General features: G+C 37.1%; 22 protein-coding genes, 6 tRNA genes and 1 riboswitch. Of the genes, 7 read left to right on the top strand and 21 right to left on the bottom strand.

The window, feature by feature from the left end:
* Positions 1–26: 26 nt before the first annotated feature.
* Positions 27–136, bottom strand: a riboswitch (SAM riboswitch).
* Positions 137–362: 226 nt separating this feature from the next.
* Positions 363–830, top strand: coding sequence for an S-ribosylhomocysteine lyase (locus G8Y84_RS09665; RefSeq protein ID WP_105965772.1), 468 nt, complete (start codon positions 363–365; stop codon positions 828–830).
* A gap of 98 nt (positions 831–928) precedes the next feature.
* Here the strand turns inward: G8Y84_RS09665 and G8Y84_RS09660 are convergent, their stop codons facing one another.
* Positions 929–1,282, bottom strand: a complete 354-nt coding sequence (locus tag G8Y84_RS09660) for a DoxX family protein (protein WP_037576538.1) — start codon at positions 1,280–1,282, stop codon at positions 929–931.
* 6 nt (positions 1,283–1,288) lie between these two features.
* A complete protein-coding gene (locus G8Y84_RS09655; protein WP_105965773.1) occupies positions 1,289–2,590 on the bottom strand; it encodes a pyrimidine-nucleoside phosphorylase in 1,302 nt (433 codons plus the stop codon).
* Between the two features lie 209 nt (positions 2,591–2,799).
* Between G8Y84_RS09655 and deoD the strand changes: the two genes are divergently transcribed.
* Positions 2,800–3,510, top strand: coding sequence for a purine-nucleoside phosphorylase (gene deoD, locus G8Y84_RS09650; protein ID WP_037576533.1), 711 nt, complete (start codon positions 2,800–2,802; stop codon positions 3,508–3,510).
* Positions 3,511–3,674: 164 nt separating this feature from the next.
* Here the strand turns inward: deoD and G8Y84_RS09645 are convergent, their stop codons facing one another.
* The 6 genes from G8Y84_RS09645 to G8Y84_RS09620 all read right to left on the bottom strand — a co-directional run bounded on the left by G8Y84_RS09645 (position 3,675) and on the right by G8Y84_RS09620 (position 9,494).
* Positions 3,675–4,100 (bottom strand): thiol-disulfide oxidoreductase DCC family protein, encoded by a 426-nt coding sequence (locus G8Y84_RS09645; protein WP_165806328.1) that lies wholly within the window; start codon positions 4,098–4,100, stop codon positions 3,675–3,677.
* A 109-nt stretch (positions 4,101–4,209) separates the two neighbouring features.
* A complete protein-coding gene (gene nhaC, locus G8Y84_RS09640) occupies positions 4,210–5,637 on the bottom strand; it encodes a Na+/H+ antiporter NhaC (RefSeq protein ID WP_037576527.1) in 1,428 nt (475 codons plus the stop codon).
* Positions 5,638–6,001: 364 nt separating this feature from the next.
* Positions 6,002–7,366: an EVE domain-containing protein gene (locus G8Y84_RS09635; protein WP_105963460.1), complete on the bottom strand. Its 1,365-nt coding sequence runs from the start codon at positions 7,364–7,366 to the stop codon at positions 6,002–6,004.
* 68 nt (positions 7,367–7,434) lie between these two features.
* Positions 7,435–7,671 carry a hypothetical protein gene (locus tag G8Y84_RS09630; protein ID WP_037576636.1) on the bottom strand — a complete coding sequence of 79 codons (237 nt, stop codon included), beginning with the start codon at positions 7,669–7,671 and terminating at the stop codon, positions 7,435–7,437.
* Positions 7,672–7,687: 16 nt separating this feature from the next.
* Entirely contained in the window at positions 7,688–8,626 is a 939-nt protein-coding gene (manA, locus tag G8Y84_RS09625) for a mannose-6-phosphate isomerase, class I (RefSeq protein WP_165806327.1), read from the bottom strand.
* Between the two features lie 166 nt (positions 8,627–8,792).
* Entirely contained in the window at positions 8,793–9,494 is a 702-nt protein-coding gene (locus G8Y84_RS09620) for a FadR/GntR family transcriptional regulator (protein ID WP_037576519.1), read from the bottom strand.
* A 240-nt stretch (positions 9,495–9,734) separates the two neighbouring features.
* Between G8Y84_RS09620 and G8Y84_RS09615 the strand changes: the two genes are divergently transcribed.
* Entirely contained in the window at positions 9,735–10,646 is a 912-nt protein-coding gene (locus G8Y84_RS09615) for a hypothetical protein (protein ID WP_037576517.1), read from the top strand.
* A gap of 75 nt (positions 10,647–10,721) precedes the next feature.
* Here the strand turns inward: G8Y84_RS09615 and G8Y84_RS09610 are convergent, their stop codons facing one another.
* From G8Y84_RS09610 to glmS, 3 genes are all read right to left on the bottom strand, one after another.
* A complete protein-coding gene (locus G8Y84_RS09610; protein WP_037576516.1) occupies positions 10,722–11,576 on the bottom strand; it encodes a Cof-type HAD-IIB family hydrolase in 855 nt (284 codons plus the stop codon).
* A 68-nt stretch (positions 11,577–11,644) separates the two neighbouring features.
* A complete protein-coding gene (locus G8Y84_RS09605) occupies positions 11,645–12,424 on the bottom strand; it encodes an ABC transporter ATP-binding protein (RefSeq protein ID WP_165806326.1) in 780 nt (259 codons plus the stop codon).
* Positions 12,425–12,526: 102 nt separating this feature from the next.
* Complete coding sequence (glmS, locus tag G8Y84_RS09600; RefSeq protein ID WP_107366635.1) at positions 12,527–14,329, bottom strand: glutamine--fructose-6-phosphate transaminase (isomerizing); 1,803 nt, start codon at positions 14,327–14,329, stop codon at positions 12,527–12,529.
* A 740-nt stretch (positions 14,330–15,069) separates the two neighbouring features.
* Between glmS and G8Y84_RS09595 the strand changes: the two genes are divergently transcribed.
* The 4 genes from G8Y84_RS09595 to G8Y84_RS09580 are packed head-to-tail and all read left to right on the top strand — an operon-like array spanning position 15,070 to position 20,229.
* The gene (locus G8Y84_RS09595; RefSeq protein WP_107366634.1) at positions 15,070–16,611 is read left to right on the top strand and encodes a PTS mannitol transporter subunit IIBC; all 1,542 of its coding nucleotides are present in this window, start codon (positions 15,070–15,072) and stop codon (positions 16,609–16,611) included.
* A 46-nt stretch (positions 16,612–16,657) separates the two neighbouring features.
* Entirely contained in the window at positions 16,658–18,679 is a 2,022-nt protein-coding gene (locus tag G8Y84_RS09590; protein WP_105965781.1) for a BglG family transcription antiterminator, read from the top strand.
* 12 nt (positions 18,680–18,691) lie between these two features.
* Positions 18,692–19,126: a PTS mannitol transporter subunit IIA gene (locus G8Y84_RS09585; protein WP_105965782.1), complete on the top strand. Its 435-nt coding sequence runs from the start codon at positions 18,692–18,694 to the stop codon at positions 19,124–19,126.
* Positions 19,126–20,229 carry a mannitol-1-phosphate 5-dehydrogenase gene (locus tag G8Y84_RS09580; RefSeq protein ID WP_165806325.1) on the top strand — a complete coding sequence of 368 codons (1,104 nt, stop codon included), beginning with the start codon at positions 19,126–19,128 and terminating at the stop codon, positions 20,227–20,229. The genes G8Y84_RS09585 and G8Y84_RS09580 overlap by 1 nt, the downstream gene beginning before the upstream one ends.
* A gap of 55 nt (positions 20,230–20,284) precedes the next feature.
* On the opposite strand, the gene glmM is transcribed toward G8Y84_RS09580, so the two are convergent.
* The 10 genes from glmM to G8Y84_RS09530 form a co-directional block, all read right to left on the bottom strand.
* On the bottom strand, positions 20,285–21,634 hold the full coding sequence (gene glmM, locus G8Y84_RS09575) for a phosphoglucosamine mutase (protein ID WP_037576510.1): 1,350 nt from the start codon (positions 21,632–21,634) through the stop codon (positions 20,285–20,287).
* Between the two features lie 27 nt (positions 21,635–21,661).
* Positions 21,662–22,594: a CdaR family protein gene (locus tag G8Y84_RS09570; RefSeq protein WP_037576508.1), complete on the bottom strand. Its 933-nt coding sequence runs from the start codon at positions 22,592–22,594 to the stop codon at positions 21,662–21,664.
* Positions 22,595–23,401: a diadenylate cyclase CdaA gene (gene cdaA, locus G8Y84_RS09565; protein ID WP_037576505.1), complete on the bottom strand. Its 807-nt coding sequence runs from the start codon at positions 23,399–23,401 to the stop codon at positions 22,595–22,597.
* 152 nt (positions 23,402–23,553) lie between these two features.
* A complete protein-coding gene (rocF, locus tag G8Y84_RS09560) occupies positions 23,554–24,459 on the bottom strand; it encodes an arginase (protein WP_037576502.1) in 906 nt (301 codons plus the stop codon).
* 479 nt (positions 24,460–24,938) lie between these two features.
* A tRNA-Lys gene (locus tag G8Y84_RS09555) sits at positions 24,939–25,011 on the bottom strand.
* A 3-nt stretch (positions 25,012–25,014) separates the two neighbouring features.
* A tRNA-Gln gene (locus G8Y84_RS09550) sits at positions 25,015–25,089 on the bottom strand.
* A 6-nt stretch (positions 25,090–25,095) separates the two neighbouring features.
* Positions 25,096–25,179: transfer RNA gene (locus tag G8Y84_RS09545), tRNA-Tyr, on the bottom strand.
* A gap of 17 nt (positions 25,180–25,196) precedes the next feature.
* Positions 25,197–25,272 (bottom strand) — tRNA-Val (locus tag G8Y84_RS09540).
* Positions 25,273–25,278: 6 nt separating this feature from the next.
* A tRNA-Glu gene (locus G8Y84_RS09535) sits at positions 25,279–25,350 on the bottom strand.
* 1 nt (position 25,351) lies between these two features.
* Positions 25,352–25,426: transfer RNA gene (locus tag G8Y84_RS09530), tRNA-Asn, on the bottom strand.
* Positions 25,427–25,434 lie beyond the last annotated feature (8 nt).

Raw genomic sequence — 25,434 nt, 5'->3', positions numbered from 1 at the left:
TCTCAAACGTTGATTGCCATTTGTGTCATTTATCTTTCAATGGTCTTAACCATTGTTGGATTTAGCACCTTTATCGAAGTTCGATGAGGTTGCAGGGTTTCACAGGGCCAATTCCCTCCACCACTCTTGATAAATTCGTATTTAATTATTACTCATTTTATCGGAAATTCGATCATTTGTCATGTTATTTTCATTATTTTCACAATTTTTCGGAAGTAGTGCTATTTTATCTTAGATTTGGCCTGAAAGAAATCATTTTATTTTAAAGCATAACGCTTTTTTAAAGTGAAAGATTTGTAACTCATTACGGCTTTTAGAAGTTATGTTAAAATGATATCAACGAATGAAGGAGGATGAATTCGATGCCAAAAATGAACGTAGAAAGTTTTAATTTAGATCATACAAAAGTTGTTGCACCTTATGTACGTCTAGCAGGTAAAATGCAAGGTGAAAACGGAGATGACATTTACAAATACGACATTCGCTTTAAGCAACCCAATAAAGAACATATGGATATGCCAGGACTTCACAGTTTAGAACACTTAATGGCAGAAAATATTCGTAATCACTCTGATAAAATTGTGGACTTAAGCCCTATGGGTTGTCAAACAGGCTTTTATGTATCACTCATCAACCACAAAGATTATGATGACGTATTAAATATTATTGAAAAAACGATTCAAGATGTTTTAAATGCAACTGAAGTACCCGCCTGTAATGAAGTTCAATGCGGTTGGGCGGCAAGCCATTCCTTAGTAGGCGCTCAAACGATCGCAAGAGAATTTTTAGACAAACGCAACCAATGGCATGACGTGTTTGGTGAAGGCTAAAATGAATTAAGTCGTAAGAAAAATAGCCATCAAAATTTATCTACGGGTAAATTTTGATGGCTTTCTATTTATAGATGAGCGCTATACCTAGTTTTTTGTTATAAATGACGAATCCATTTCATCAGTAAAAATTGTAATGGAAGTCGTGCATATAAAAGTGGTTTTGGTACATTCATCCCTTCAATGTCATCAATACGACGGGCCATATAAATATTGGCTGGAAAAACTGCCCATAAAAAAGCGATAATCGCATGTTTAAAAAGATAACCTGGTTTGCGTAATAACAGCCCAAACCCGATGATTAATTCACAAACACCTGTAATGAGTACCGCTTCTTTTCTTAACGGCAAATAATGAGGAACAATTTTTCTAAATTTACCTTCATGTACAAAATGTAATAGTCCAACTATTATAAAAGGAATGCCCATCAAATAACGTTGTACTGTTTTCATCTTTATCTACTCCGTAATCATTTTATAAATTAATTGGGGTGCTTCTGCGGAATCTGAGATTGTAATGTTTTCATATAATTTTTGTTTCACTGCGGCGACATCTTCTTGGTTGGCATAAATGGTTAATAAAGATTCGCCTTCGCTCACTTTGTCACCTATTTTTTTGTGCAATACAAGTCCTACAGCCAAATCAATGTCATCTTCTTTTGTTTGGCGACCTGCCCCCAACATCATTGAGGCAATCCCAATTTCATTGGCTACCATTTCAGAGACAACCCCTGACTGTTTGGCTGGCAATTCAAATGTATATTTCGCAGTTGGAAGTTTTGAAGGGTCATCGACAACTGAAGCATCGCCACCTTGATTACTTAAAAACGTTTTGAATTTTTCAACTGCCGCACCATTATCAATCACGGATTGCAATTGTGCGCGTGCATCTTCTAACGTTTCCGCTTTTTGCGCCAATACCACCATTTGAGCCCCAAGTGTTAACACAAGCTCTGTTAAGTCTTCTGGACCTTGTCCTTTAAGTGTATCAATCGCTTCTTTGAGTTCGAGTGCATTTCCAATCGCACGTCCTAATGGCTGGTTCATATCAGAAATAATCGCCATCGTTTGACGTCCTACTTGATTACCAATTTTTACCATTGCATGTGCGAGCGCTTCAGCATCTTCTACTGTTTGCATAAACGCCCCTTTACCTGTTTTTACGTCTAAAACAATCGCATCAGCACCTGCTGCAATTTTTTTACTCATGATTGAAGACGCAATTAAAGGAATGGAATTGACTGTACCTGTGACATCTCTAAGGGCATAGATTTTTTTATCAGCAGGCGTTAAATTCCCAGTTTGACCAATCACTGCGATTTTAGCTTCATTTACTAATTGAATAAATTCGTCTTCAGAAATTTCTACATGAAATCCTTCTACTGATTCTAATTTATCAATTGTACCTCCCGTGTGACCTAAACCACGGCCACTCATTTTAGCAACAGGAATACCAAGCGCTGCCACAAGTGGCGCTAACACGAGTGTCGTTGTATCTCCTACGCCTCCTGTAGAATGCTTATCGACTTTAATGCCTTCAATATTAGACAAATCAATTTGATCTCCAGATTCAACCATTGCCATTGTTAAAGCTGCACGCTCTTCATCAGTCATATCTTGGAAATAGATTGCCATCGCTAAGCTAGACATTTGATAATCAGGAATTTCGCCTTTTGTGTACCCATCAATAATAAATTTAATTTCTTCTGATGATAAGGCATGACCGTCACGCTTTTTTGAAATCATATCCACCATTCTCATGGTAAATCCCCTCTTCTCTTTTTTAATCTATAATTATACATCCATATCTATTATACACGATACATTCATTTCAATAAATGAATCCCCTATGTTAAAACATAGGATTAAAATACGTTGTCACCAGTTAGACAAACATAGAATCCATCGACATTTATACAGCAATCTGTTATCTTTAAAAAGATAAAATATAATAAAAGGAGTTGCTTTCGATGACACAAGGCACACCACATATTCAACCGAATGGTAAAAAAATCGCAAAAACCGTTTTAATGCCTGGGGACCCATTACGCGCCAAGTTTATTGCAGAAAATTTTTTAGAAAATGTTGAACAGTTTAACGACGTTCGTAATATGTTTGGTTACACAGGAACTTATAAAGGGAAAGAAGTTTCTGTCATGGGCTCAGGTATGGGTATTCCAAGTATCGGTATCTACTCTTATGAACTATATAATTTCTTTGATGTTGATACAATTATCCGTATTGGTTCTTGCGGGGCCATGCAAGAAAATGTGAATCTGTATGATATTATTATTGGTCAAGGAGCTTCTACAAATTCTAGTTATGTTGATCAATTCCAATTCCCTGGCAACTTCGCCCCTCTTGCAGACTTTGATTTAGTTGTTAAAGCTAAAGAAGCGGCTGACAAAATTGGTGCGACAACTCATGTTGGTAATATTTTATCGTCAGATACCTTCTACAATGCGAACGAAAACTTTAATGAAAAATGGATTGAAATGGGCATTTTAGGTGTTGAAATGGAATCTGCAGGTCTTTATTTAAATGCGATTAAAGCAGGTAAAAAAGCACTTGGTATATTCACTGTAAGTGACCACCTATTAAGAGATGAAGCAACAACAGCGGAAGAACGTCAAAATTCATTTACTCAAATGATGGAAGTTGCCTTAGAAATCGCTGAATAACATCGTTTGATTACGGTGATAAATCACTGGCCTATTTATATAAAAAACAAACCTTTCTGTAACTTGAAAGGTTTGTTTTTCTTTTTGAAATCGATATAGGACTTCTTGGCATAAAAGTTTTTTTAATACATGTCCTTTTAACACACTTCAATAATAACGGTAATTTAATTTGATCGTTGGACTAATCCTTTGATATCGACATATTGTTCTCCGATAAAGTATTGTTGTTCTTCATGTGTTGCTTTAGCCCAAGTGGTTTTCCACATTTTATCTCGATGCTCTGCAAACCATTGATATCCAAAATTTCGAATAGGCTTAGGAATGAACCAAATAAGCATCGATAGCCATTTGTATCCCTTCAGCTGATAAATTAGTTTTATAATTGCTGTCGATTGATACGTTAACTGCGTCCCTTCCTGTAAAATAACGCTATTATAATTCAGTACTTCTGGGTTGACTTTCTGAAGTTGCTCGCCAGAGGCACTTTTCAAAGGCACGAATTGATAATTGCGTGGTAGTCCATGACGGATTAACCAAATGACATAATTGTAACAGTAAATACATCGGTCATCATAATATACTATAGGCAATATTTTCACCTCTTCATTGTATGATTTACCTCTCATTGTACTTCTTTTCAGTCACTTTTCAAATTTCACGTCTTATATATCACTATGTTTAAGTCCTCTTTAATAAGGGTTAAGTTAAACTTTCTTGAGCTTTATAATACGCTTGCTCTTCTTTAGTCAGTTTTATAATTTTAAAACCGGTAAAGCCATAAATAATCGAAATGATAGGAACGATAAAGTTTAATATGGCAAAAGGCGCATACTCTACGACAGATACACTTAATGTTGACGCAATAAATACACCACAAGTGTTCCACGGTACAAAGACTGAAGTTAAAGTTCCCCCATCTTCTAAAGCGCGCGATAAATTTTTAGGATGTAATCCCTTGTCAATAAATGTAGATACATACATTCTTGAAGGAACGATAATCGATATGTATTGTTCTGAACATGTCAGGTTTGTTCCGAAACAAGAAATGATAACAGAAGCAATTAACGTACCTGTATTTTTAGCCACTTTCAAAATGACTGAAATTAATGCTTTTAACATACCAGAATATTCAAGTAATCCACCGAACGTCATTGCGACTAATGTTAAAGAAATGGTATAAAACATAGATTCTAAACCGCCACGATTAAATAATTCATCAATCGTTTGATTTCCGGAGTCAATTTCATAACCGGTCTGCAAAGCTGTAACAGCTGCTGTAATAGAATCTCCTTGCACAAAAATTTGTACAAAAAAACCGAGCACAATACCAACCACAATTGCTGGTAATGCAGGTACTTTAAGAGCAACAATAACGATAACAATCAGTGGTACAATTAATAACCATGGTGAAATGATAAATGATTGATCAATCGCGTTCATTATTTTATCAATACGGCCTTGATTTAAATGATCGCTCCCGTACATTTGTCCTAATACAAAAAATGCAATTAAACTAATAATTAACCCTGGTATCGTCGTATAAAACATATGGCGAATATGCTCAAATAAATCCACATTTGTTAATCCAGCGGCCAAGTTCGTTGTATCTGATAGCGGACTCATTTTATCTCCAAAATAAGCGCCGGAAATTACTGCACCTGCCACCATCCCCGGAGAAAGTCCCATACTAATACCGATGCCCATAGAAGCTACCCCTACAGTTGCCATCGTTGACCAACTACTTCCAATTGCTAACGCTACAATACCACAAATGAGACAAACGACTGCTAAAAAATAAGCGGGTGAAATCAGTTTCAATCCGTAATAGATCATAGCTGCAACAATACCGCTTCCAATCCAAGCTCCAATAATCAGTCCGACAAGCATGATGATGACAACTGCAGGAAGTGCATGACGTATCCCCTTATACATCATTTCTTCAACTTCTTCCCATTGATAGCCATGACACATCGCAATGATAATGGCCACACAAGTTCCTATGAGTAGTGGAATGTGCGGGGCTTGTTCTAAGACGACAACGGTGTAAAGCATTGCGCCAATCATTGCTGCTAATGTTAGTAAGGCAAACCAGACATTAATTGGTCTTTTTTCTTGTTCCTTATTCATATTACTGCCACTCCCTTTGTTTTGTTCTCAGAAAATTGAAAACGCTTACAAAATATAATACTATAGCACATATCTCCATTCAAGTCGTTTTTCAATAAAAATTCAGAATATTTATAACAATACATTTTGGCCAGAGCGATTCATTTATTTCCTCAAAAATCAGAGTCAATTTAAACAAGACGATTTAGATTAGTTTTATATCTATCATTTTTAAAGGCTTCATATTTATATTTTATCTGGTTATCTTCGAGGTAGCTTTTTCTAAATGAGCGCAACGATTTTTCAAAGATTAAAAAAAGAGATACGAAAGTTAAAACATTTCGGTATCTCTCCCTTTTAAATGAGTGGAATGATTATATTTTTATTAATGTTTCACTTGAATAATACGGGCATATTTCAAAAATTGTGGTGAAAATTGTTCTTTAACCTCTTGAGGACTCAAATAGGTTACACCTACAATATGCCAATTAGGATTAAAACGATAAAATGAATCTTTACGCAAACTCCACTTTACCATACTGCCGTCGCGATTATAACGTGGCAACGTCATCTCGTAACCTTCTAGTACATTGATAAACATTTGAAAAATATCGAGGTCTAATCGTTCAAACTGGTCAATAACAAGATATTGACGTTCTGTTTTTGGCATCAACTCGGTGATAAATCCTTCACGGTAATACATCGCGCCTGCTTCATTTGGTAAATAACGCCCATACAACATTTCTTCCGAAAAATCAGGGTGAGCCGTTGTAATCACCGGTGTCGCATTGGCTTTTTCGACTAAGGATTCTGCTGCTTTTAACCCTTCTGATTTATCATTTGCTAATAATAGAATGAACGGTTTAATGTCATCGCCCGTACTTTCACCTGTTGAATGCCCTACTGTTTCGAACTGTCCTTTCATTCCGCCGTTTTGACTCATTTCCATAATCGCTTCAAATTGCGTAGGGGTTAAACTTGCAATAGCTTGTTTTGCATTTTCTTGTAAGAAATACAAATTTTTTAATTTAGGATGTTTATTTAAGGTCATTAGACTGACGGGTGGAATATCTTCAATATAGCGTATTTCGATCGCTGTACTATTTGTGCGGCCTGCTTCTGGTGGTCGTGTATGTATGTGATGGGCAACTTCTGCTCGACCAATGACAGACTGATTGCTATAACGATTGTAAATGAGTATCTGATCCCCTACCTCGAGTTGTGTATAATGATGATAGCCATTACGTTTAATTCCATTGACATTATGTGTATATATCGTATAAGTTTCACCGGGTTCAAATGAGATTGTTTCAGCCATATAAAAGTAACGCGGCACAGAAACATCTCCTGTCCCTAAACCTTTGATTAATTCAAATTCATCATAAGAAATTTTATTAAATAGGGATTCTTTCATATGATTCATTCGAAACTCTAAAGCTTCACTTCGTTTTAAATATTCGGTCGTGAGTGATTTAAACGTTTCTTTAAATTTAAATTGTACATGGATTTTATTTTGAGCGCCTGTGACGACATTGATAATTTCGCCCCAGCCTAGTAATCCCGCATCTGTTTGGACTTGATAAAAAACAACTTTATCTCCAATTTGAGCTTGTTTAAACGCACGATAACCTTGTGTTGGATTAAATTGTGCGCCTGATTCAAATACAGCGGTTTGACCTACTAGAGGTTCATTATGATTCCAGCGATTATAGCCACAGTTCAGCCAAAAATAGTTCGTTTCTGCTGTCATGATGATTTGGTTCTCCTTCATTTATTTAATACGTTCTAATAGTTTGAATGGATAGACAGTCGTCAGATTTATGTTTGAAATAATGTAATCACGCCTACTATCACAGGGAATAAGTTGACCATAATTCCCCCAAGCTTTAACATGCTACTAATTTCACGATTTGGAAATGTCCATATCGTAGCAATAATCCCGATTAAACCAATGATTACTGGAAAAACGGGGGATGGAAATAAAGGAACATTAAAAAATATGACAGCACCTGAAAGAATGCCGCATATTAGCGCAATATATAAACCACTTTTCAAATTCGAAACACCGCCCTTAGACATAGCTGATGATTAATGTAAATTCACCTTCAAATACATTGTCCAAATCTTCTGCCGTTAAAATAAAGTGATGGCCTTTCTCAATAGGATAAATTTCTCCATCAACAATAAGTTCCCCGCGTCCCTCTAAAACTGAGACTAAAACAAACTCTCTTGGTTTCATATAATTCAACGTACCGTCTATTTCCCATTTCACAACCGTGAAGAATTCATTTTGTACAAATGTGGTTCTTTTATGTGTTTCAATCACTTCGGTGGTAGGGATGAGATTGGGACTTTCATTTCCGTACTGAATCACATCTTTACTTTTTTCAATGTGTAAAGGACGCAATTGTCCATTTTGGTCACGGCGGTCGTAATCATAAATACGATAAGTCGTATCTGACGATTGTTGCGTCTCTAAAATCATGATACCTTCGCCAATACCATGGACTGTCCCTGCAGGAACATAAAAGAAATCGCCCGCTTCGACAGGCACACGTTTAAAAAGCTCATCAAAACGACGTTCATCTAGTAATTTTGCTAACGTTTCTTTTGAATCTGCATTTGTCCCATATATAATTTCCGCCCCTGGTTTTACATCCAAGATATACCAACATTCTGTTTTACCAAATTCGCCATTTTCAAATTCATAGGCGTACGTATCATCTGGATGCACTTGAACAGAGAGTTTTTGTGTTGCATCTAATACCTTTGTTAGTAATGGGAATTTCTTTGTCGGAAATTCCCCAAATAGTTTAGGGTACGTCGCCCAAACGTCGTCTAGCGTCATCCCTTGATATGGGCCATTTAAAATTTCATTCGCACCATGAGGATGTGCCGATATTCCCCATACTTCACCGATATGGTCACTAGGTAACACGTAACCGTATTGTGCTAAGTTTGTACCTCCCCAAAGTCGTTCCTGAAAAACCGGCTTTAACATTAAAGGCATGGGGATGTCACCTCACATTCTTATCTATAATTTCTATGTATTCGCGTAAGTATTTGCTAAGTTATACAGTGATTGTAACACAATTAAAAAGCGCGTGCCTAGGACATCTCAACGAAATTAAGTCTTTCATCCACATTTCAAATTCCTAGTACACGCCTCTGTTTTTCTATGATTCTACAATATAATTATCGACAAGTGTTTGTCGCACCTCTTGTAAATGGATTGTCATTTTCTGAGCAGCATCTGTCTCATTTTGTCTTTGGATGGCATCATAAATTTCCATATGTTCATGAAACAATTTTTCCATTCGTTTTTGACGACTATATAAATAAATATGACGCGTTCCTTTCATTGTATGTTGAATCTTATCCGCAATGTTGTTGAGTAACTCGTATAAAAAAGGGTTGTCCGTGGCTTTAGCAATCGCTAAATGAAAATTTAAGTCCGCCACTTCACCAGACGTATTATTTTGAATTGCGTGTTCCATTTCATCTAATGCTTTTTTCATGGCGACTAAATCTTGATCAGTTCGTCTTTCAGAAGCCAAACTTGCCGTTTTTACTTCAACAGCTTCACGTAATTCTAAAATATCTTTTACACGTTTTTGCGTTAACGCTTGATCTTTAAAATCAAATAACTGTGGCTGCTTTTGTTTGACAAACGTCCCATAACCATGTTTGATTTCGATTAAACCTATCATACGTAAAGCATTTAATGCTTCTCGCATAGAGGCGTTACTCACACCGTATGTTTTGGCTAATGCTTGTATAGAAGGAAGACGTTCCCCTTCTTGTAATTGTCCCTTTTCAATTTGCTCTATTAAATCATTAGCGATTTGCTCGTAAATCTTTTGATTTGAAATTTTCATCCCCCATCTCACCTCATATTTATTTTAACAAATAAGTTTCTCAGTCGCCCATTAAATTCAATAATCGTTGAAACAAAATATCATTTTAAAAAGGTCTAAAACGAATGAAATGACCCTTTTCTAGTTAATATCTTTATTTTTGAAGTTTAATCACCAGAAAAATAACTTATTTTTACCTTATTGATTTCCAAAACCAATATATTTTGATAATGTGTTAAGTATTGAAAGGAGTGCTCGCAGGTGTTTAAATTCACAAAATTATTTTGGCACAATTCCAAATCTCAAAGAAAGACGTTATTATTAGCGAACTTTGTCAACTTTTTATTAATGGCCGTTATACTCATGTTGATTTTTATTCCATTTCAACAATTGATACAAATGGCTTCAATATCAATGATGATGGGACAAGGAAGCATTCAAAACATTATCTTGACGATGATAGGATTTATCGTCCTTACGCTCATCATTTTTGTTTTCCTCATCTACCCATTATTTACTGGATCTATTCGCACTTTTTATCACGCGATTCATGATCATACATCAGTTAAATTTACAGACATTTTCAAGTCATTTACGGGTGGTCGTTGGTTGAAGGCCGTTAAACTTGGTTTATTTGTAACACTTTGTCTTGTACTTATGTCAGCTATAAATACACTTGTTAGCATGGGACTTAAATCATTATTAAGCACGTTAATACTATCTTTAAGAGATCTTTCACTTAGTAATGGGACACTACAAACAATCATCTTGATTGGGTTTGTGATTATCTCAATCATTAGTAGTATTATCATTTGGTTTGTATGTATATTTGTTACGAATATGACTGTCGCTTATGTTGAAGAGCCAAAACGTCCTTTAAAAGAACTCATCAAACTAGGTTGGTCTGGTATTCGCAACAAACAAAAAACATTTTTACCATTCTTTATTGGCCTTCTCATTTTGAACTTTATCTTAATATTATTTGCCTTGCCAATATTGCAGTTACTATCAAATTTAGTGAGTCAACTTTCATTAGAAACGTTAAACATTATTAAACTTATCACTGTGATTGTATACTTCTTACTGCGTTTCTTTGTTTATTTCTTTATAATCGGTACCATTGTTCAATATTTTGTAAGACGTGGCCAAAAACAAGAAAAACAAGTGAAATAATAGATTAATATTGATAGTAAAAACCAGGACGGAATAATTCCGCCCTGGTTTTTACTTTAATATGAGCTTGTTATTTTATGTAAGCAAGTGTTTTTCTAAAAACTTTGCTGCACCGTCTTCATTATTATCATCTTCTGTTTCATATTCAGTTAATGCTTTAATATGGGGCTTAGCATTTTTCATGGCTACAGTCACTGCACCTACTTCAAACATCGTACGGTCATTATCACTATCTCCCATCACAAGTGTTTCAGAGAGGTCAATATCGAAATGTTGACACATTTCTTGTATCCCAGTGCCTTTATTAATGCCATATTTCATCGTTTCTACATTATTTTGTGTTGAATTAGACACTTCAATTTTTAATGTTTCACTTTGCTCATGCATGGCATTACGAAAAGCTTCAATTTTATTTAAATCGGGGTGAAACAAGTACATTTTTGAATAGCCTAAGTCATCCGGAATATCGTGTCGCCATGTCAGTTTTTCCTTTATCGCTTCATGACGAGACAACCATTCACTCTCGGCGACTTGATTTGGTTTTTCTCCTTTTACAAGTTCTAAAATCCAAGATTGATCTTTAGTGAGCGCAAAACGAGATTCTGTAAACGGAAAAACCTCATAATAAATACCTGACTTTTGAGCCTGTTCTACAATTGTTTCGACCGCTGTGACACTTAAATCATGCTCAAACAACACTTGCTCATGAATATGTCCTAAAGTTCCATTGGAAGAGATGATTCCATCAAATTCAAGATCCTTTGGAATAAGTAAATGAATTTCTTCATAAGCTCTTCCCGTCGCTAGAAACACTCGGTAACCTTTGTTTCGTAGTTTTGTAATCACTGACGCAGTGTTTTCTGATGCACGGTTATTTTCATGCAGTAATGTCCCATCCATATCTAAAAAAATTGCTTTCACGTTTTTCATAATCCTTTTCCTTTCCACAATACTTTCTTCTATATTGTTTCATGTTTATCTTCATGAATCAATGCTCATTACAAACGCACGATTTGGTATCGATGATGGTGATGATAGACTTTAACAGGCATATTAAATAACTTAGAAAGGTGGTGTCCATTGAGTACATCTTCTATTTCACCTTTGGCATGAATGGAGCCCTCTTTTAACAATAGCGCCTGGTTAACATCACTTGAAATTTCTTCAATAAAGTGCGTGACATAAATTAAAGCTGTTTCAGGATAGTGATAATACATGCGTTTTAATGTATCTATAAATTGTTCACGTCCTACAAAGTCTAAGCCATTTGTAGGTTCATCTAACACCAAAACTTTAGGTCGGTTAATAATCGCACGTGCTAACAAAACGCGTTGTTGCTCACCTGAAGATAACTTACCTAAGCATTGAGATTCAAATTCGGCTATATTTAACTGTTCAAGCACATCTTTTGCCCGATTGATTTCCTCTTGTGCCGGTGTATGATATAAACCTATCGTTTGACGAAAACCGCTTAATACCACATCCCTGACGGTCTCTTCAGGTTGAAATTTCCCAGAAAGCTCACATGAAATGTAGCCCATTTGTGCTCTCACATCTTGCGCCGAATAGCCTATTTCACCTGGGCGATGTCCAAACAATACCACTTCTCCGGTTGTAGCAAACTCATAAGCATTTACAATATTTAATAATGTTGTTTTGCCGGCACCATTTAAGCCATACACTAGCCAATGCTCGCCTTTATTGACTTGCCAATTGATATCTTTTAGTATTTCCCGTCCCTCTATCGTTTTTGAGACATTCTTCAATGAAATTAACATGGCCACCACACCTTTTTACATATTACACTCATCGTACCAAAATCGGCTATTTTTGCATACAAAAAAGACGGCAAATCGCCGTCTTTAAGCTTTATTTAAGAATTATTCTACAGTCACTGATTTAGCAAGGTTTCGTGGTTTATCCACATCTAAATCACGGTGTAATGCTGCATAATAAGAAATTAATTGTAATGTAACGACTGAAACGAGTGGCGTTAATAATTCATGTACATGAGGAATAACATACGTATCCCCTTCTTTTTCTAGTCCTTCCATTGAAATGATACATGGGTTGGCACCACGTGCAACAACTTCTTTTACGTTACCACGAATAGAAAGGTTAACCCCTTCTTGTGTCGCAAGGGCAATGACAGGTGTACCTTCTTCAATTAATGCGATTGTGCCGTGTTTTAATTCACCGCCTGCAAATCCTTCTGCTTGAATATATGAAATTTCTTTTAACTTAAGTGCACCTTCAAGGCTGACATTGAAGTCAATTGTACGACCAATGAAAAAGGCATTGCGTGTTGTTTCTAAGAAATCTGTCGCAATTTGTTCCATTTTTGGTGCATCGTCCACGATAGTTTCAATTGCAGCTGTCACTTTCGCTAATTCAGGCAATAAATCAATGTTCGTTTCACGGCCATGTTCTTTAGCCACAACTTGAGAAAGGATAGATAATACAGCAATTTGCGCCGTATACGCTTTCGTTGATGCAACGGCAATTTCAGGTCCTGCATGTAACAATAATGTGTGGTCCGCTTCACGAGATAAAGTAGAACCCGCTACGTTCGTAATTGTTAAAGACTTGTGTCCTAATTTTGTTGTTTCAACAAGTACTGCACGACTATCTGCAGTTTCTCCAGATTGAGAGATGTAGATAAATAATGGGTTTTTAGAAAGTAATGGCGTGTTATAAACAAACTCAGAAGCTACATGAACTTCCGTAGGCACGCCCGCCCATTTTTCGAGAAATTCTTTACCTACAAGACCCGCATGGTAACTTGTCCCTGCCGCAATAATATAAATACGGTCGGCTGAACTCACATCTTTCACAATTTCAGGATCAATTTTTAGATTCCCTGACTCATCTTCATACTCTTGAATGATACGACGCATAACAGCAGGTTGTTCGTGAATTTCTTTTAACATGTAGTGACTATAAATGCCTTTTTCAGCGTCAGATGCATCGATTTCAGCTGTATAGCTTTCACGTTCAATCACTTGTCCGTTCAAATCTTTAATCACAACGCTGTCACGTTTCACAAGTACGATTTCTTGGTCTTTTAATTCTTTATATTCACTTGTGACTTGAATCATCGCTAATGCATCAGAGGCAATAACATTAAAGTCATCCCCAATACCAACTAATAATGGAGATTTGTTTTTCGCTACGTAAATTGTGCTCTCATCTTCACAATCTAATAAACCGAGTGCATAAGAACCGTGTAATAAACTAATTACTTTAGTAAAAGCTTCTTCTGTAGATAAGCCTTCTTCTGAAAAATGTTCAACTAATTGTACAATAACTTCTGTATCTGTTTCTGATTTCAATTCCACATGAGGAATGTATTCTTGTTTTAATTCCTCATAGTTTTCAATTACACCATTATGAACTAACGTAAAACGTTCACTTGATGATTGATGTGGATGTGAGTTTTCATAACTAGGGACACCGTGTGTTGCCCAGCGTGTATGTCCAATACCTGTTGAACCGTCACCTGCTTTTTCAGCTTCTTTACGTAATTCAGCAATTCTACCTTGCGCTTTAATAACAGTCACACCTTGTTCATCGCGTGTCGCAATACCTGCTGAGTCATAACCACGATATTCTAACTTTTCAAGTCCACGTAATAAAATTTCTTTTGCATTTTGTGTACCAATATAACCTACAATTCCGCACATAATTTTTTCCTCCACATTGAAATAACGGTGCTTTGAACACTCTTTTGATCAGGTCCCCATTCTGTTTTAATGGAGAGACTCACCTTTCGAGCAGTTAAGCATCGCTTTTCATCTCTATTTTTTATGTTGGCGATCTTATTAACTTTGTCCAACAAGTCACCTTGCTGATTTAATTAATAAGCTAACGAATGAGCCACATCCGGGATAGCATCCGCCGAAAAAGTTCGATCACTATCCTCCTCGTCTACAAGCGACATCAATAACCCTCATATATTTTCTGTTTTAAAATATAGAGTATGGTTGTATCACTCACTTGTGCTGGCGCTTTTATTGATGTACCCTCTATCCTCCTTTCAAAACAATATAACTTATTTTACACTTTCATCTTTACATATTGCAAATAATTATTCGTGCGTTCACACAAAATTTATTTGAAATTGTTACACATTTGTATCAAATGAATTGACTTCAATATTAAATCTTCGGGCATATGAATATCATTTTTGATGTAGATTGCTTTTATTAAACCTCCTCTCCCCGCGAAATTTTATTTTTGAATTAATCGCGTTCTCTCACTCAACGCATTCTTCTAAAAATATAATCCCTATAAAAACGACGTTAATTGTGATTTGTCATTCTCAAAGTGACAAACCCGAATTTAGTTTGCATTGCTGACGATAATGACAGCGCTTACGATGAAGAAGTAAGTTACTTACTTTATCGATTAAGGGGGTTGTCATATGTCACAACACACAGAACAAAAACCAATGAAAGAGCGTGTGCAAAGAGGCGTTCAAGCATTTGGCTCTTTTTTAAGCAGTATGATCATGCCAAATATTGGTGCCTTTATTGCTTGGGGACTGATTACTGCATTATTTATTCCTGACGGTTGGTTACCTAACAAAGATTTAGCCACAATGGTTGATCCTATGATTAAATATCTCATTCCATTACTGATTGCCTTCAGTGGTGGACGCCTCGTTCACGATATCCGTGGAGGTATAGTCGGTGCTACAGCTACCATGGGTGTCATTGCTGCATTTCCTGATACACCTATGCTTATCGGCGCAATGGTGATGGGACCATTAGCCGGTTGGCTCATGAAAAAAGTAGACCAATTTTTACAACCACGCACACCGAATGGGCTTGAAATGTTATTTAACAACTTCTCAGCAGGGTTTCTAGCCTTCTTTATGACCATTTTAGGTTATAAACTGCTTGCGCCGATTGTTGAAGGACTCATGAAATTACTCGGTGCAGGCGTTGATTTTCTCGTTTCAATGCACTTATTACCACTTGTAAGTTTATTGATTGAACCTGGTAAAGTCCTTTTCTTAAATAACGCCATTAACCATGGGGTACTCACACCTCTTGCGACTGAGCAAGTAAGTACTGCCGGTCGTTCGATTTTATACACATTAGAATCTAATCCTGGTCCAGGTTTAGGCATTTTACTCGCCTACATGTTATTTGGTAAAGGCACAGAAAAAGCAACGTCCTATGGTGCTGCATTTATTCACTTTATCGGCGGCATTCACGAAATTTATTTTCCGTATGTATTAGCACGTCCACTGCTTATTATTGCAACCATTGCTGGGGGCATGACAGGGGTCGCTACATTTAGTTTATTCCAATTTGGGTTAACAGGTCCTGCGTCACCAGGCTCAATTTTAGCTTATTTTGCGGTAACACCTAAGGGCCACTATTTAGTTATGATTTTAGGCGTTTTATTATCTACACTTGTCACTTTCGTCATTGCTTCATTGATTTTGAAATTTACGAAAGACCCTAAAACAAGTTTGGCAGCTGCAACAGCAAAAATGGAAGCGACAAAAGGGAAACCTTCTCGCGTACGTCAAACATTTATTGATCAAGAAGATAAAGAGGAACAAACACAGGCAACACAACAAACTCAACCTGAAGTTGCATCTGATGAAGATCCTGACGCTTTACTAGATCGTTACGATACGGAAAACGTTGCGGCGCATCGTTATGACCATGTCCAACACATTATTTTTGCTTGTGATGCCGGTATGGGATCTAGTGCCATGGGCGCAAGTATGCTTCGAAAAAAATTCCAAAAAGCAGGAATAGAAAATGTTGATGTTACGAATAAAGCTATCAATCAACTACCGGACAATGCACAACTGGTCATTACTCAAAAAAAATTAACTGACCGTGCAATAAAACAAGTCCCTAATGCGATTCATATTTCCGTAGATAATTTCTTAAATTCACCAAGATATGAAGAATTGATTCAAAATATTAAATCACAATCATAACGACATAATAAATTGATGTCCAAATCTAAAGGGAGTGTGAGACATCATGTATTTCAATATGAGAGAACGCCAAATTTTAGAAATATTACTTAAAAATCAAAATGTCCCAATCCGAATTTATGACATGGCACAGCATTTGGCCGTATCTTCAAGAACGATTCATCGCGAACTTAAATCTTTAGAAAAAAGTTTAGCAACTTTAGATACAGAACTCATTCGTCAAAAAAACAAAGGGGTTTTTATTAAAACAAGTGAGACAGGACAAAAAAAGTTAAAACATATTTTAAATAACGATGCCCCTATGGACCTCACGCTCGAAGAACAGAAAGTAATTTTACTTTATGCCTTAATTCAATCTTCAGAACCACTCAAACAATGGGGATTAGCCAGTGAAATCGGAACGTCTTTACAACAATTAAGTAAAGTTTTAGACGCCTTAGAAAAAGATTTGAACCAATTCAATATACAACTCGAGCGAACACGTGGCGTAGGCATTGCTATTCATGGAAGCGAGATGCATAAACGTGAGCTTTTAAGCCAACTCATGATGGAACGGCTCGATAGCCTAAGTGTTTACTCCGTCATCGAAAACCATTTCGTTTTTCAATCGTTAACACACGAACGTTTACCGCTCATGGATATGAAAGAGATTTTCCAAATTGAGCGTGTCTTAATGGATGACTTAGATGCCCTACCTTATACCTTAACGGAATCAAGCTATTTAGGGCTCATTGTTCATATCGCGTTAAGTGTAGAACGCATGAAGCACAAACAATTTGTATCGATTGATATGAGTGTGATGTCAGATGTGCAACAAACTTTGGAATACGAAGTAGCTGAAAGTATTGCCGAACGTTTATCGCACATTTATTCAATCACACTCGATGAAGCAGAGACGAGTTTTATCGCAATACACCTACAAAGTGCGAAAAGAAAACATGAAAAAGAATCTGCTTTCGTCATGGGCACGACTGCTTCGATTCAACAATTGGTCGATGCGGTGGAACAGTCCATGCAAATTGAATTTTCAAATCGTAAAGAATTAATTGAGGGATTATCCCTTCATATCAAACCCGCATTAAACCGGATTCAATATCGAATAGAAACACATAATCCAATGACAGAACGGATTCAATCAAGCTATTCATTAATATTTGAAGCTGTCACAAAAGCCGTTAAAACGATTTGGCCTTCCATCACTTTTCCAGTGCATGAGATTGCTTTTCTCGTTTTACATTTTGGAGGCGCCATCCAAACGATTAAACAAACTAAGCATGTCTTAGTCGTTTGTAGTAGCGGAGTTGGGACAAGTCGGATATTGGCCAACCGTTTAACAGAAAGTTTTCCGATGATTGATGAGATTAAACAAGCTTCAGTGAGCGACTTAAAGACATTACCACTCGAGACATTCGATGCAATTATTTCGACTGTCGAATTAGATATTCCTGAACCTTATCTCACGGTCAATCCGTTACTCCCTGAACATGAATTAGCACAAACATCAGCGTTTTTACATGATCAATTTAATACAGAGATGAAAAAGCCTGTGCAATATGCTCACGCAACGTCTCACACCTCACAAAATGTAATTCGCCACAAGCTAGAGATTATGCACTACAGTCTAGACATCGCAGAAAATTTTGAGTCACACACGTTAAAAAACGGTAAAAGCTGGGAACATCAACTCGCAAACCTGTTGGCCTCAAAACAAGTCATTAAATCAAACGAGGTTTCTGCTTTTGCCCAATTGTTGATAGCGCGACATGCAAAACAATCATTTGATTTATCACCCTATCCCATTGCGATACCGCATCTCATTGACGAACGAATAGAACGACCTTTTCTCGCAATGGTACATCTAGAAAAACCAGTCATGATGCAACATACCGAGGTTTACCTCTTATTATGTGCATTTTTGCCTCATCCCACACATCTGAGACCCCTTGTCAGCGAGATTTATAGCACATTTACACATCACCTCGATGATTGGCAGAATGCTCAACCCTCTCATTCAACTGTTGAGCAACTTGTGCAGTCAGAAGTTTTTAAATTTATTCAAAATTTATAAGGAGTGTTATACATGGAAAATTTATTAAAAGATGAAAACATTTTATTAAACCAAGTCATTTCAACACAAGAGGAGGCAATTGAAAAAGCAGGCCAACTGTTAGTTCAAAGTGGGGTTGTCACTGAAAGCTATATTCAAGCTATGAAAGCGCGTGAACAATTGGTTTCTACTTTTATGGGAAATGCCCTTGCGATCCCTCACGGAACTGATGAGGCTAAAAATGAAGTCCTCACTTCGGGCTTATCTTTAATTCAAATTCCTGACGGTTTGGATTGGAATGGCGAAGAAGTGAAAGTTGTTATTGGCATCGCAGGTAAAGATGGCGAACATCTTGACCTCCTTTCTCAAATTGCGATTGCTTTTAGTGAAGAAGAAAACGTTGAAAAAATTATTCATGCAAAAGATGGTGCTACGATTCGACGTGTCTTTGAGGAGGCGGATGCATAATGAAAGCTTTACATTTTGGCGCAGGAAATATTGGCCGAGGTTTCATTGGCTTTATATTAGCAGACAATGGATATGAGGTGACATTTGCAGATGTCAATAGCGATATCGTACAAGCCTTAAAACAAGAACAATCCTATACCGTCACCCTTGCGAATGAAGCACAAACGAAAAATAATGTAACGCAGGTCACTGCTTTACATTCAACTGAAGATGCAAATGCATTAGAGGACGCTATTTTAGAAGCAGATTTAATTACAACTGCTGTTGGTGTGAATATTTTACCGATGATTGCTAAGTCACTGGCTCCCGTGTTAAAAAGACGTCAAACTGCCGTCAATGTCGTCGCTTGTGAAAATGCGATTAATGCGACAGATCAACTCCAAAGTGCATTAGAAGCAGAAGTTGGCCCATTTGAAACACACATCCATTTTTCTAATGCAGCTGTAGACCGCATTGTGCCAATTCAACATAATGAAAATATACTTGATGTGACAGTTGAACCATTTTATGAATGGGTTATCGAAGCGGACACTTGGTATGGTCAAAAATTTCAAGGGGTTAAATACGTTGAAGCTTTAACGCCTTATATTGAACGAAAATTACTCACTGTGAATACTGGTCATGCTTATCTTGCTTATGCGGGTCAATATTTTCATCATTCAACGATTTTAGAAGCCATTAACGACACGTCGATTTTTAAAGGTTTAGAACGCGTACTTGAAGAAACAAGTAACTATATTACTACACAGTTTGATTTTGATAATGACACAATGAAAACATATAGAGAGACGATCATTGAACGCTATCAAAATCCTTATTTATCTGATGATATTACACGTGTAGGCCGTGGAGTTCTTCGTAAATTAGGCCCAAATGATCGCATTATGAAACCATTGAAAGCTTTAAACGCTAAAAACGAACCGTATACAGCTTTAACACAACTAGCAGCGTATGCATTACATTATACAGATCAGAATGATGCTGAAACCACTGAGAAAAACAAGCGATTACAAGAAGAAGGCATGCAAACATTTTTGATGCAGCATGCCGAAGTGAATAAAACACTCGCTCAAGAAATTGAATCAGCCTATCATGCTTTATAATTAAAAACGGATAAAGAAAAAGCAGTGAGCACTATACACGCTCACTGCTTTTATATTATAATCCCATTTTTTCTTCTACGACGTTTGCGATTGTTTGTGCAAAACGTTCTGCATCTTCATCAGTTTTTGCTTCAACCATCACACGCACTAATGGTTCAGTACCTGAAGGTCGTACTAAAATACGTCCTTCGCCATTCATCTCTTCTTCAACATCGCGCATGATCGCTTGGACATCTTGGTTGTCCTCCACACCATGTTTATCTGTTACACGTACATTGACTAGTGACTGTGGATATTTTTGCATTTGGGCGGCTAGCTCACTTAATTTTTTACCTGAGCGTTTCACAACTGCAGCTAATTGAGTCCCTGTTAAAAGACCATCACCAGTAGTATTATAATCCATCATGACGATATGACCTGATTGCTCTCCACCTAGATTATAGTTTCCACGACGCATTTCTTCTACGACATAGCGATCTCCCACTTTTGTTTTGTTAGAAGCAATGCCTTCACGCTCTAATGCTTTATAAAAACCGAGATTACTCATAACTGTTGAAACAATCATATTGTCATTTAATTCACGATTTTTCGCCATTTCTTGACCAATGATAAACATGATTTGATCCCCGTCAACAATATGACCTTGTTCGTCAACTGCGATGAGACGATCTCCATCACCATCAAAAGCTAAACCAAAATCAGCTTCTGATTCGACAACTGTTTTTGCCAATGTTTCAGGATGCGTCGAACCCACACCATCATTAATATTGTAACCATCTGGATTACATCCAATTGTCACAGTATCCGCTTCTAAATCACCAAATAAGAATGGCGCTAAAGAAGCTGTAGAGCCATGTGCACCATCTAGTGCAATTTTGAGGCCTTCTAAGTTGACATCAACTGTCGATTTCAAATAGCTTAAATATTTTTGAGCCCCTTCAAAGTAATCAGAGGTATGGACAATTTGATTTCCAGTTGGACGTGGTAAGTCTGGATGCTCTTGATCCAACAGTTGTTCTATTTCATTCTCTTGATCATCTGAAAGCTTAAATCCGTCAGACCCAAAAAACTTAATGCCGTTATCCGCCACAGGATTGTGAGAGGCTGAAATCATCACACCTAATTCAGCTTCCATCTCTCTTGTTAAATATGCGACACCTGGTGTTGAAATGACGCCTAATCGCATTACTTCTGCACCAATCGATACAAGACCTGCAATTAACGCATGTTCTAACATTTCACCTGAAACACGCGTATCTTTTCCGACTAATACACGTGGGTGGTCTTTATGTTGATTATGTGCAAGGACGTAGCCACCATAACGCCCAAGTTTAAATGCAAGTTCTGGAGTTAATTCTTGGTTTGCAACGCCTCTTACACCGTCTGTACCAAAGTATTTACCCATAATTCATTTCTCCTTTATATCTCATCATTAATTTACTTTAATATTCGCTTCCACTGCTGATGGTTTTGAATAAGTTACGCCTTGTGGTAAGTCTAATTTAACTTCCCTCTTTGTCGTTTCTGAAACGTTATTGACATCCACCTGACCGGTAATTTCGTCAATATCTTCTAAATCATTTCGATTGCCATAAATATCAATGGTCTCTTTATCTAGACTGACATCCGAAATAGAGGTGCCTTCTTGAGGATTGCCTTTACGTGTTACTTTAACTTTTACTTTTTTATGATAAGGTTCCACATCCACGCTCAAATCAACTGAAGCGGGTACAACTTGAACATCAAGTTTATTCATATTTTTATCAAACACTGCCACTTTCGCTTGCGCGGTCGTCTTTTCGGAAATACCTACATCATTTGTATAGCTTGCTTTTGCAAACGCAATCCGATCAAGTTGTTCTTTGCCTCCTACTACTTTTACAGTTCGTGGTGAGACAGATTCTTCCTTAATCATATAATTGGCATCGACAGCATAAGGGCTTGTATTCGGTTCAACTGTAACTGTTCTACTTTCTTTTTTCTCTATAGAAAGATTTGCCTCTTTAGGATAGACACGATAATTGATATCTTTATCTAATCCTCTCACTTGAAAGTCCACCGTTTGGTCCCCTGTCTTTGCATCAGATACATCGAGCGTCACCTTATAGTCTTCTACTTTTTGAGCTTGTAAAATTTTAGACTGAGGTCCACTCAACTCTACATCTACACTATCGGGCGCTCCTGAAACATATAAATTTTTATTGTTGTTAATGACTTCGACAGGCACGTTTTTGATAGTTTTATTGCCATCATTTGATATAGTATCTGTGCTAAAAGATTCGCCGAATACATTATTCACTGATAAAAAGAGCAACAGTGCGAGAATAAATGCAAAAAATCTCAGTCCCCATTTTGATTCAAACATTTAATTCACGCCCTTCTTAGAAAAATGTGATCCGAACCAATGTTCAGTGAGCAACTCTTCAAAAGCTTCAACAGAAATATCTTTACGTAATTTACCATCAAATGTCACGGAGATGGAGCCCGTTTCTTCAGAGACAACAACTGTAAATGCATCAGAAACTTCAGAAATACCCACAGCCGCACGATGTCTCGTTCCTAAACTTTTCGCAATTTTAGGACTATCTGATAAAGGCAAGTAACTTGCAGCCGTAGCAATTTTGTCACCTTGAATAATCATCGCCCCATCATGTAATGGCGTATTAGGAATAAAGACGTTTGTGAGTAGTTCTTGTGAAATATCAGAATGCATCGGAATGCCAGTCTCTATGTAATCTTGTAACCCTGTCTCTTTTTCAAAGACAATTAAAGCTCCAATACGACGTTTAGCCATATACTGGACTGCTTTTGACACCGATTCAACGAGTTTAGGTACTTCAACTGAAGATGTCATCGCATAACGTTTGAACAAACTCCCTCTTCCAAGTTGTTCTAACGCACGTCTAATCTCAGGTTGAAAAATAACAATAATGGCTAGAAAGCCCCATTGCATCACTAAGTCAAAAAGTCTTGAAGTCGTTGTTAACTGTAAATATTCACTAATCCCTTTACCTACCAGTATAAATAAAATCCCTTTTAACAATTGAATTGCTTTAGTTCCTTTAAATACGGTTATAAGGAGATAGATGACATACCATACAATTAATAAATCTAGAATGCCTGTAATGACCTCAAGCGTACTTAAATTTTGAAAGAGGTTAGAAATTTGCATAGCATCTCCTCCGGTAATCTATTCCCATAATCCATATTATAGCAAGCATTGCGGCCACTGTCATATATGAAAATAATGTTCTATTCATTTTCTTACATAAAAAAACACCTATTAAACGGTTAAACGTCTAATAGGTTGAATACGTTAAATTATTAGAGTAAACTCTCACCAAAGAATGAACCTAATAATGCAACAGCTTGCTCTGCAGTTTTATTTCCTATATCCAACAAAGGGTTTACCTCTACTAAATCCATAGAAGTAACCAACCCTGATTTTTGCAATTGTTCCAATGCAAAATGACTTTCACGATAAGTGAGTCCCCCGAGTACTTTTGTGCCTGTTCCTGGTGTTTCTTCAGGATCTAATGCATCAACATCTAACGACAAATGGATGCCATCTGTACGTTCTTTCAGATATTCTATCGTCTCTTGAATTACCTTTTTAATACCCATCTCATCGATTTCTGTCATCGTATACGTTTTAATTTGATGTTTCTTAATATAAGCGCGCTCCCCATAATCCAAATCGCGCATCCCAATTAAGACAATATTTTCTGGTTTTACTTTAGGTGCAAACCCTCCTAAATGAACAAGCGCCTCCTCACCTTCACCGGCAAGCACACGCAAAGGCATTCCATGAACGTTTCCTGAAGGAGATTCTTCAGGTAAATTTAAATCCCCATGTGCATCATACCAAATAATTCCTAGATTTTTATAATGCTGACTCACTCCAGAAATAGAACCAATCGCTAATGAATGATCACCGCCTAAAATAACCGGAAAATGTTGATTTTTAATACTATCTGAGACTTTATCCTTTAAATCATTTGAAAATGCTAAAATTTCATCATAGTTTTGTAAACCTTCTTGTTGGGCGTGAAATTTTTCTAAATCAATTTCTGGTGTTTGCACATTTCCGCTGTCAATGACGCGGTGCCCAATTCTTTTGAGCCTTTCCACTGCCCCTGCATAGCGAATCGCATCAGGTCCAAAATTAACCCCTAGCTTTTTTTGTCCAAATGTTGTAGGTGCACCAATAATTTCAATAGTTTTATTCATATGTATAACCCCTTTGTGATTTTAGATTAAGACACGCTTTTCCCCTCACACGTGTGTTAAAGCCTTAAAATCATCATATAGCTTTCATTTTGTATTCGCAAGTGTGTGTCAAATAGCGGAAGTGTGCTTAAAATTATTGATATGACATTTTTTGAATGAATATCTATGTTTTCGTGTTCATTCATTTTAGTAACGTATAAAATATACAATGTTTATACATTAAATATTTTTTGAGAAATTGGCTGTATAAAAAGGGGGCAACGTCGGTTGGTGAAGATATAACATGCTAAGTGACAAAACTTTGTTACTTAGTACGCTTTTGTAGTATTCAAAACAATGGTGAGTAAATAACTCACCCACCGTTAAAAGTATAGAAGCAACAAAAAAAGGGTTCTATAATAAATCGGACTGATGTATAAATAATTTCATGTTTGACAGAGAACCAAAAAAAGACCCTATCCGAAGATAGGATCAATGAGTGAGCCATAGAGGATTCGAACCTCTGACCCTCTGATTAAAAGTCAGATGCTCTACCAACTGAGCTAATGGCTCTTATGGCTGGGCTAGCTGGATTCGAACCAGCGAGTGACGGAGTCAAAGTCCGTTGCCTTACCGCTTGGCTATAGCCCAATAAGATGGTGGAGGGGGGCAGATTCGAACTGCCGAACCCGAAGGAGCGGATTTACAGTCCGCCGCGTTTAGCCACTTCGCTACCCCTCCGATATGTAATTCAAAAATGGTGGAGAATGACGGGTTCGAACCGCCGACCCTCTGCTTGTAAGGCAGATGCTCTCCCAGCTGAGCTAATTCTCCATAAAATGACCCCTACGGGACTCGAACCCGTGTTACCGCCGTGAAAGGGCGGTGTCTTAACCGCTTGACCAAGGGGCCATGGCTCCACAGGTAGGACTCGAACCTACGACCGATCGGTTAACAGCCGATAGCTCTACCACTGAGCTACTGTGGATTAATAAA

It is taken from the genome of Staphylococcus sp. 11511212, assembly GCF_011394755.1.
Classification (GTDB): domain Bacteria; phylum Bacillota; class Bacilli; order Staphylococcales; family Staphylococcaceae; genus Staphylococcus; species Staphylococcus chromogenes.
Note: the sequence above shows the minus strand (reverse complement) of the source record. Positions and strands in the feature narration are given on the sequence as shown.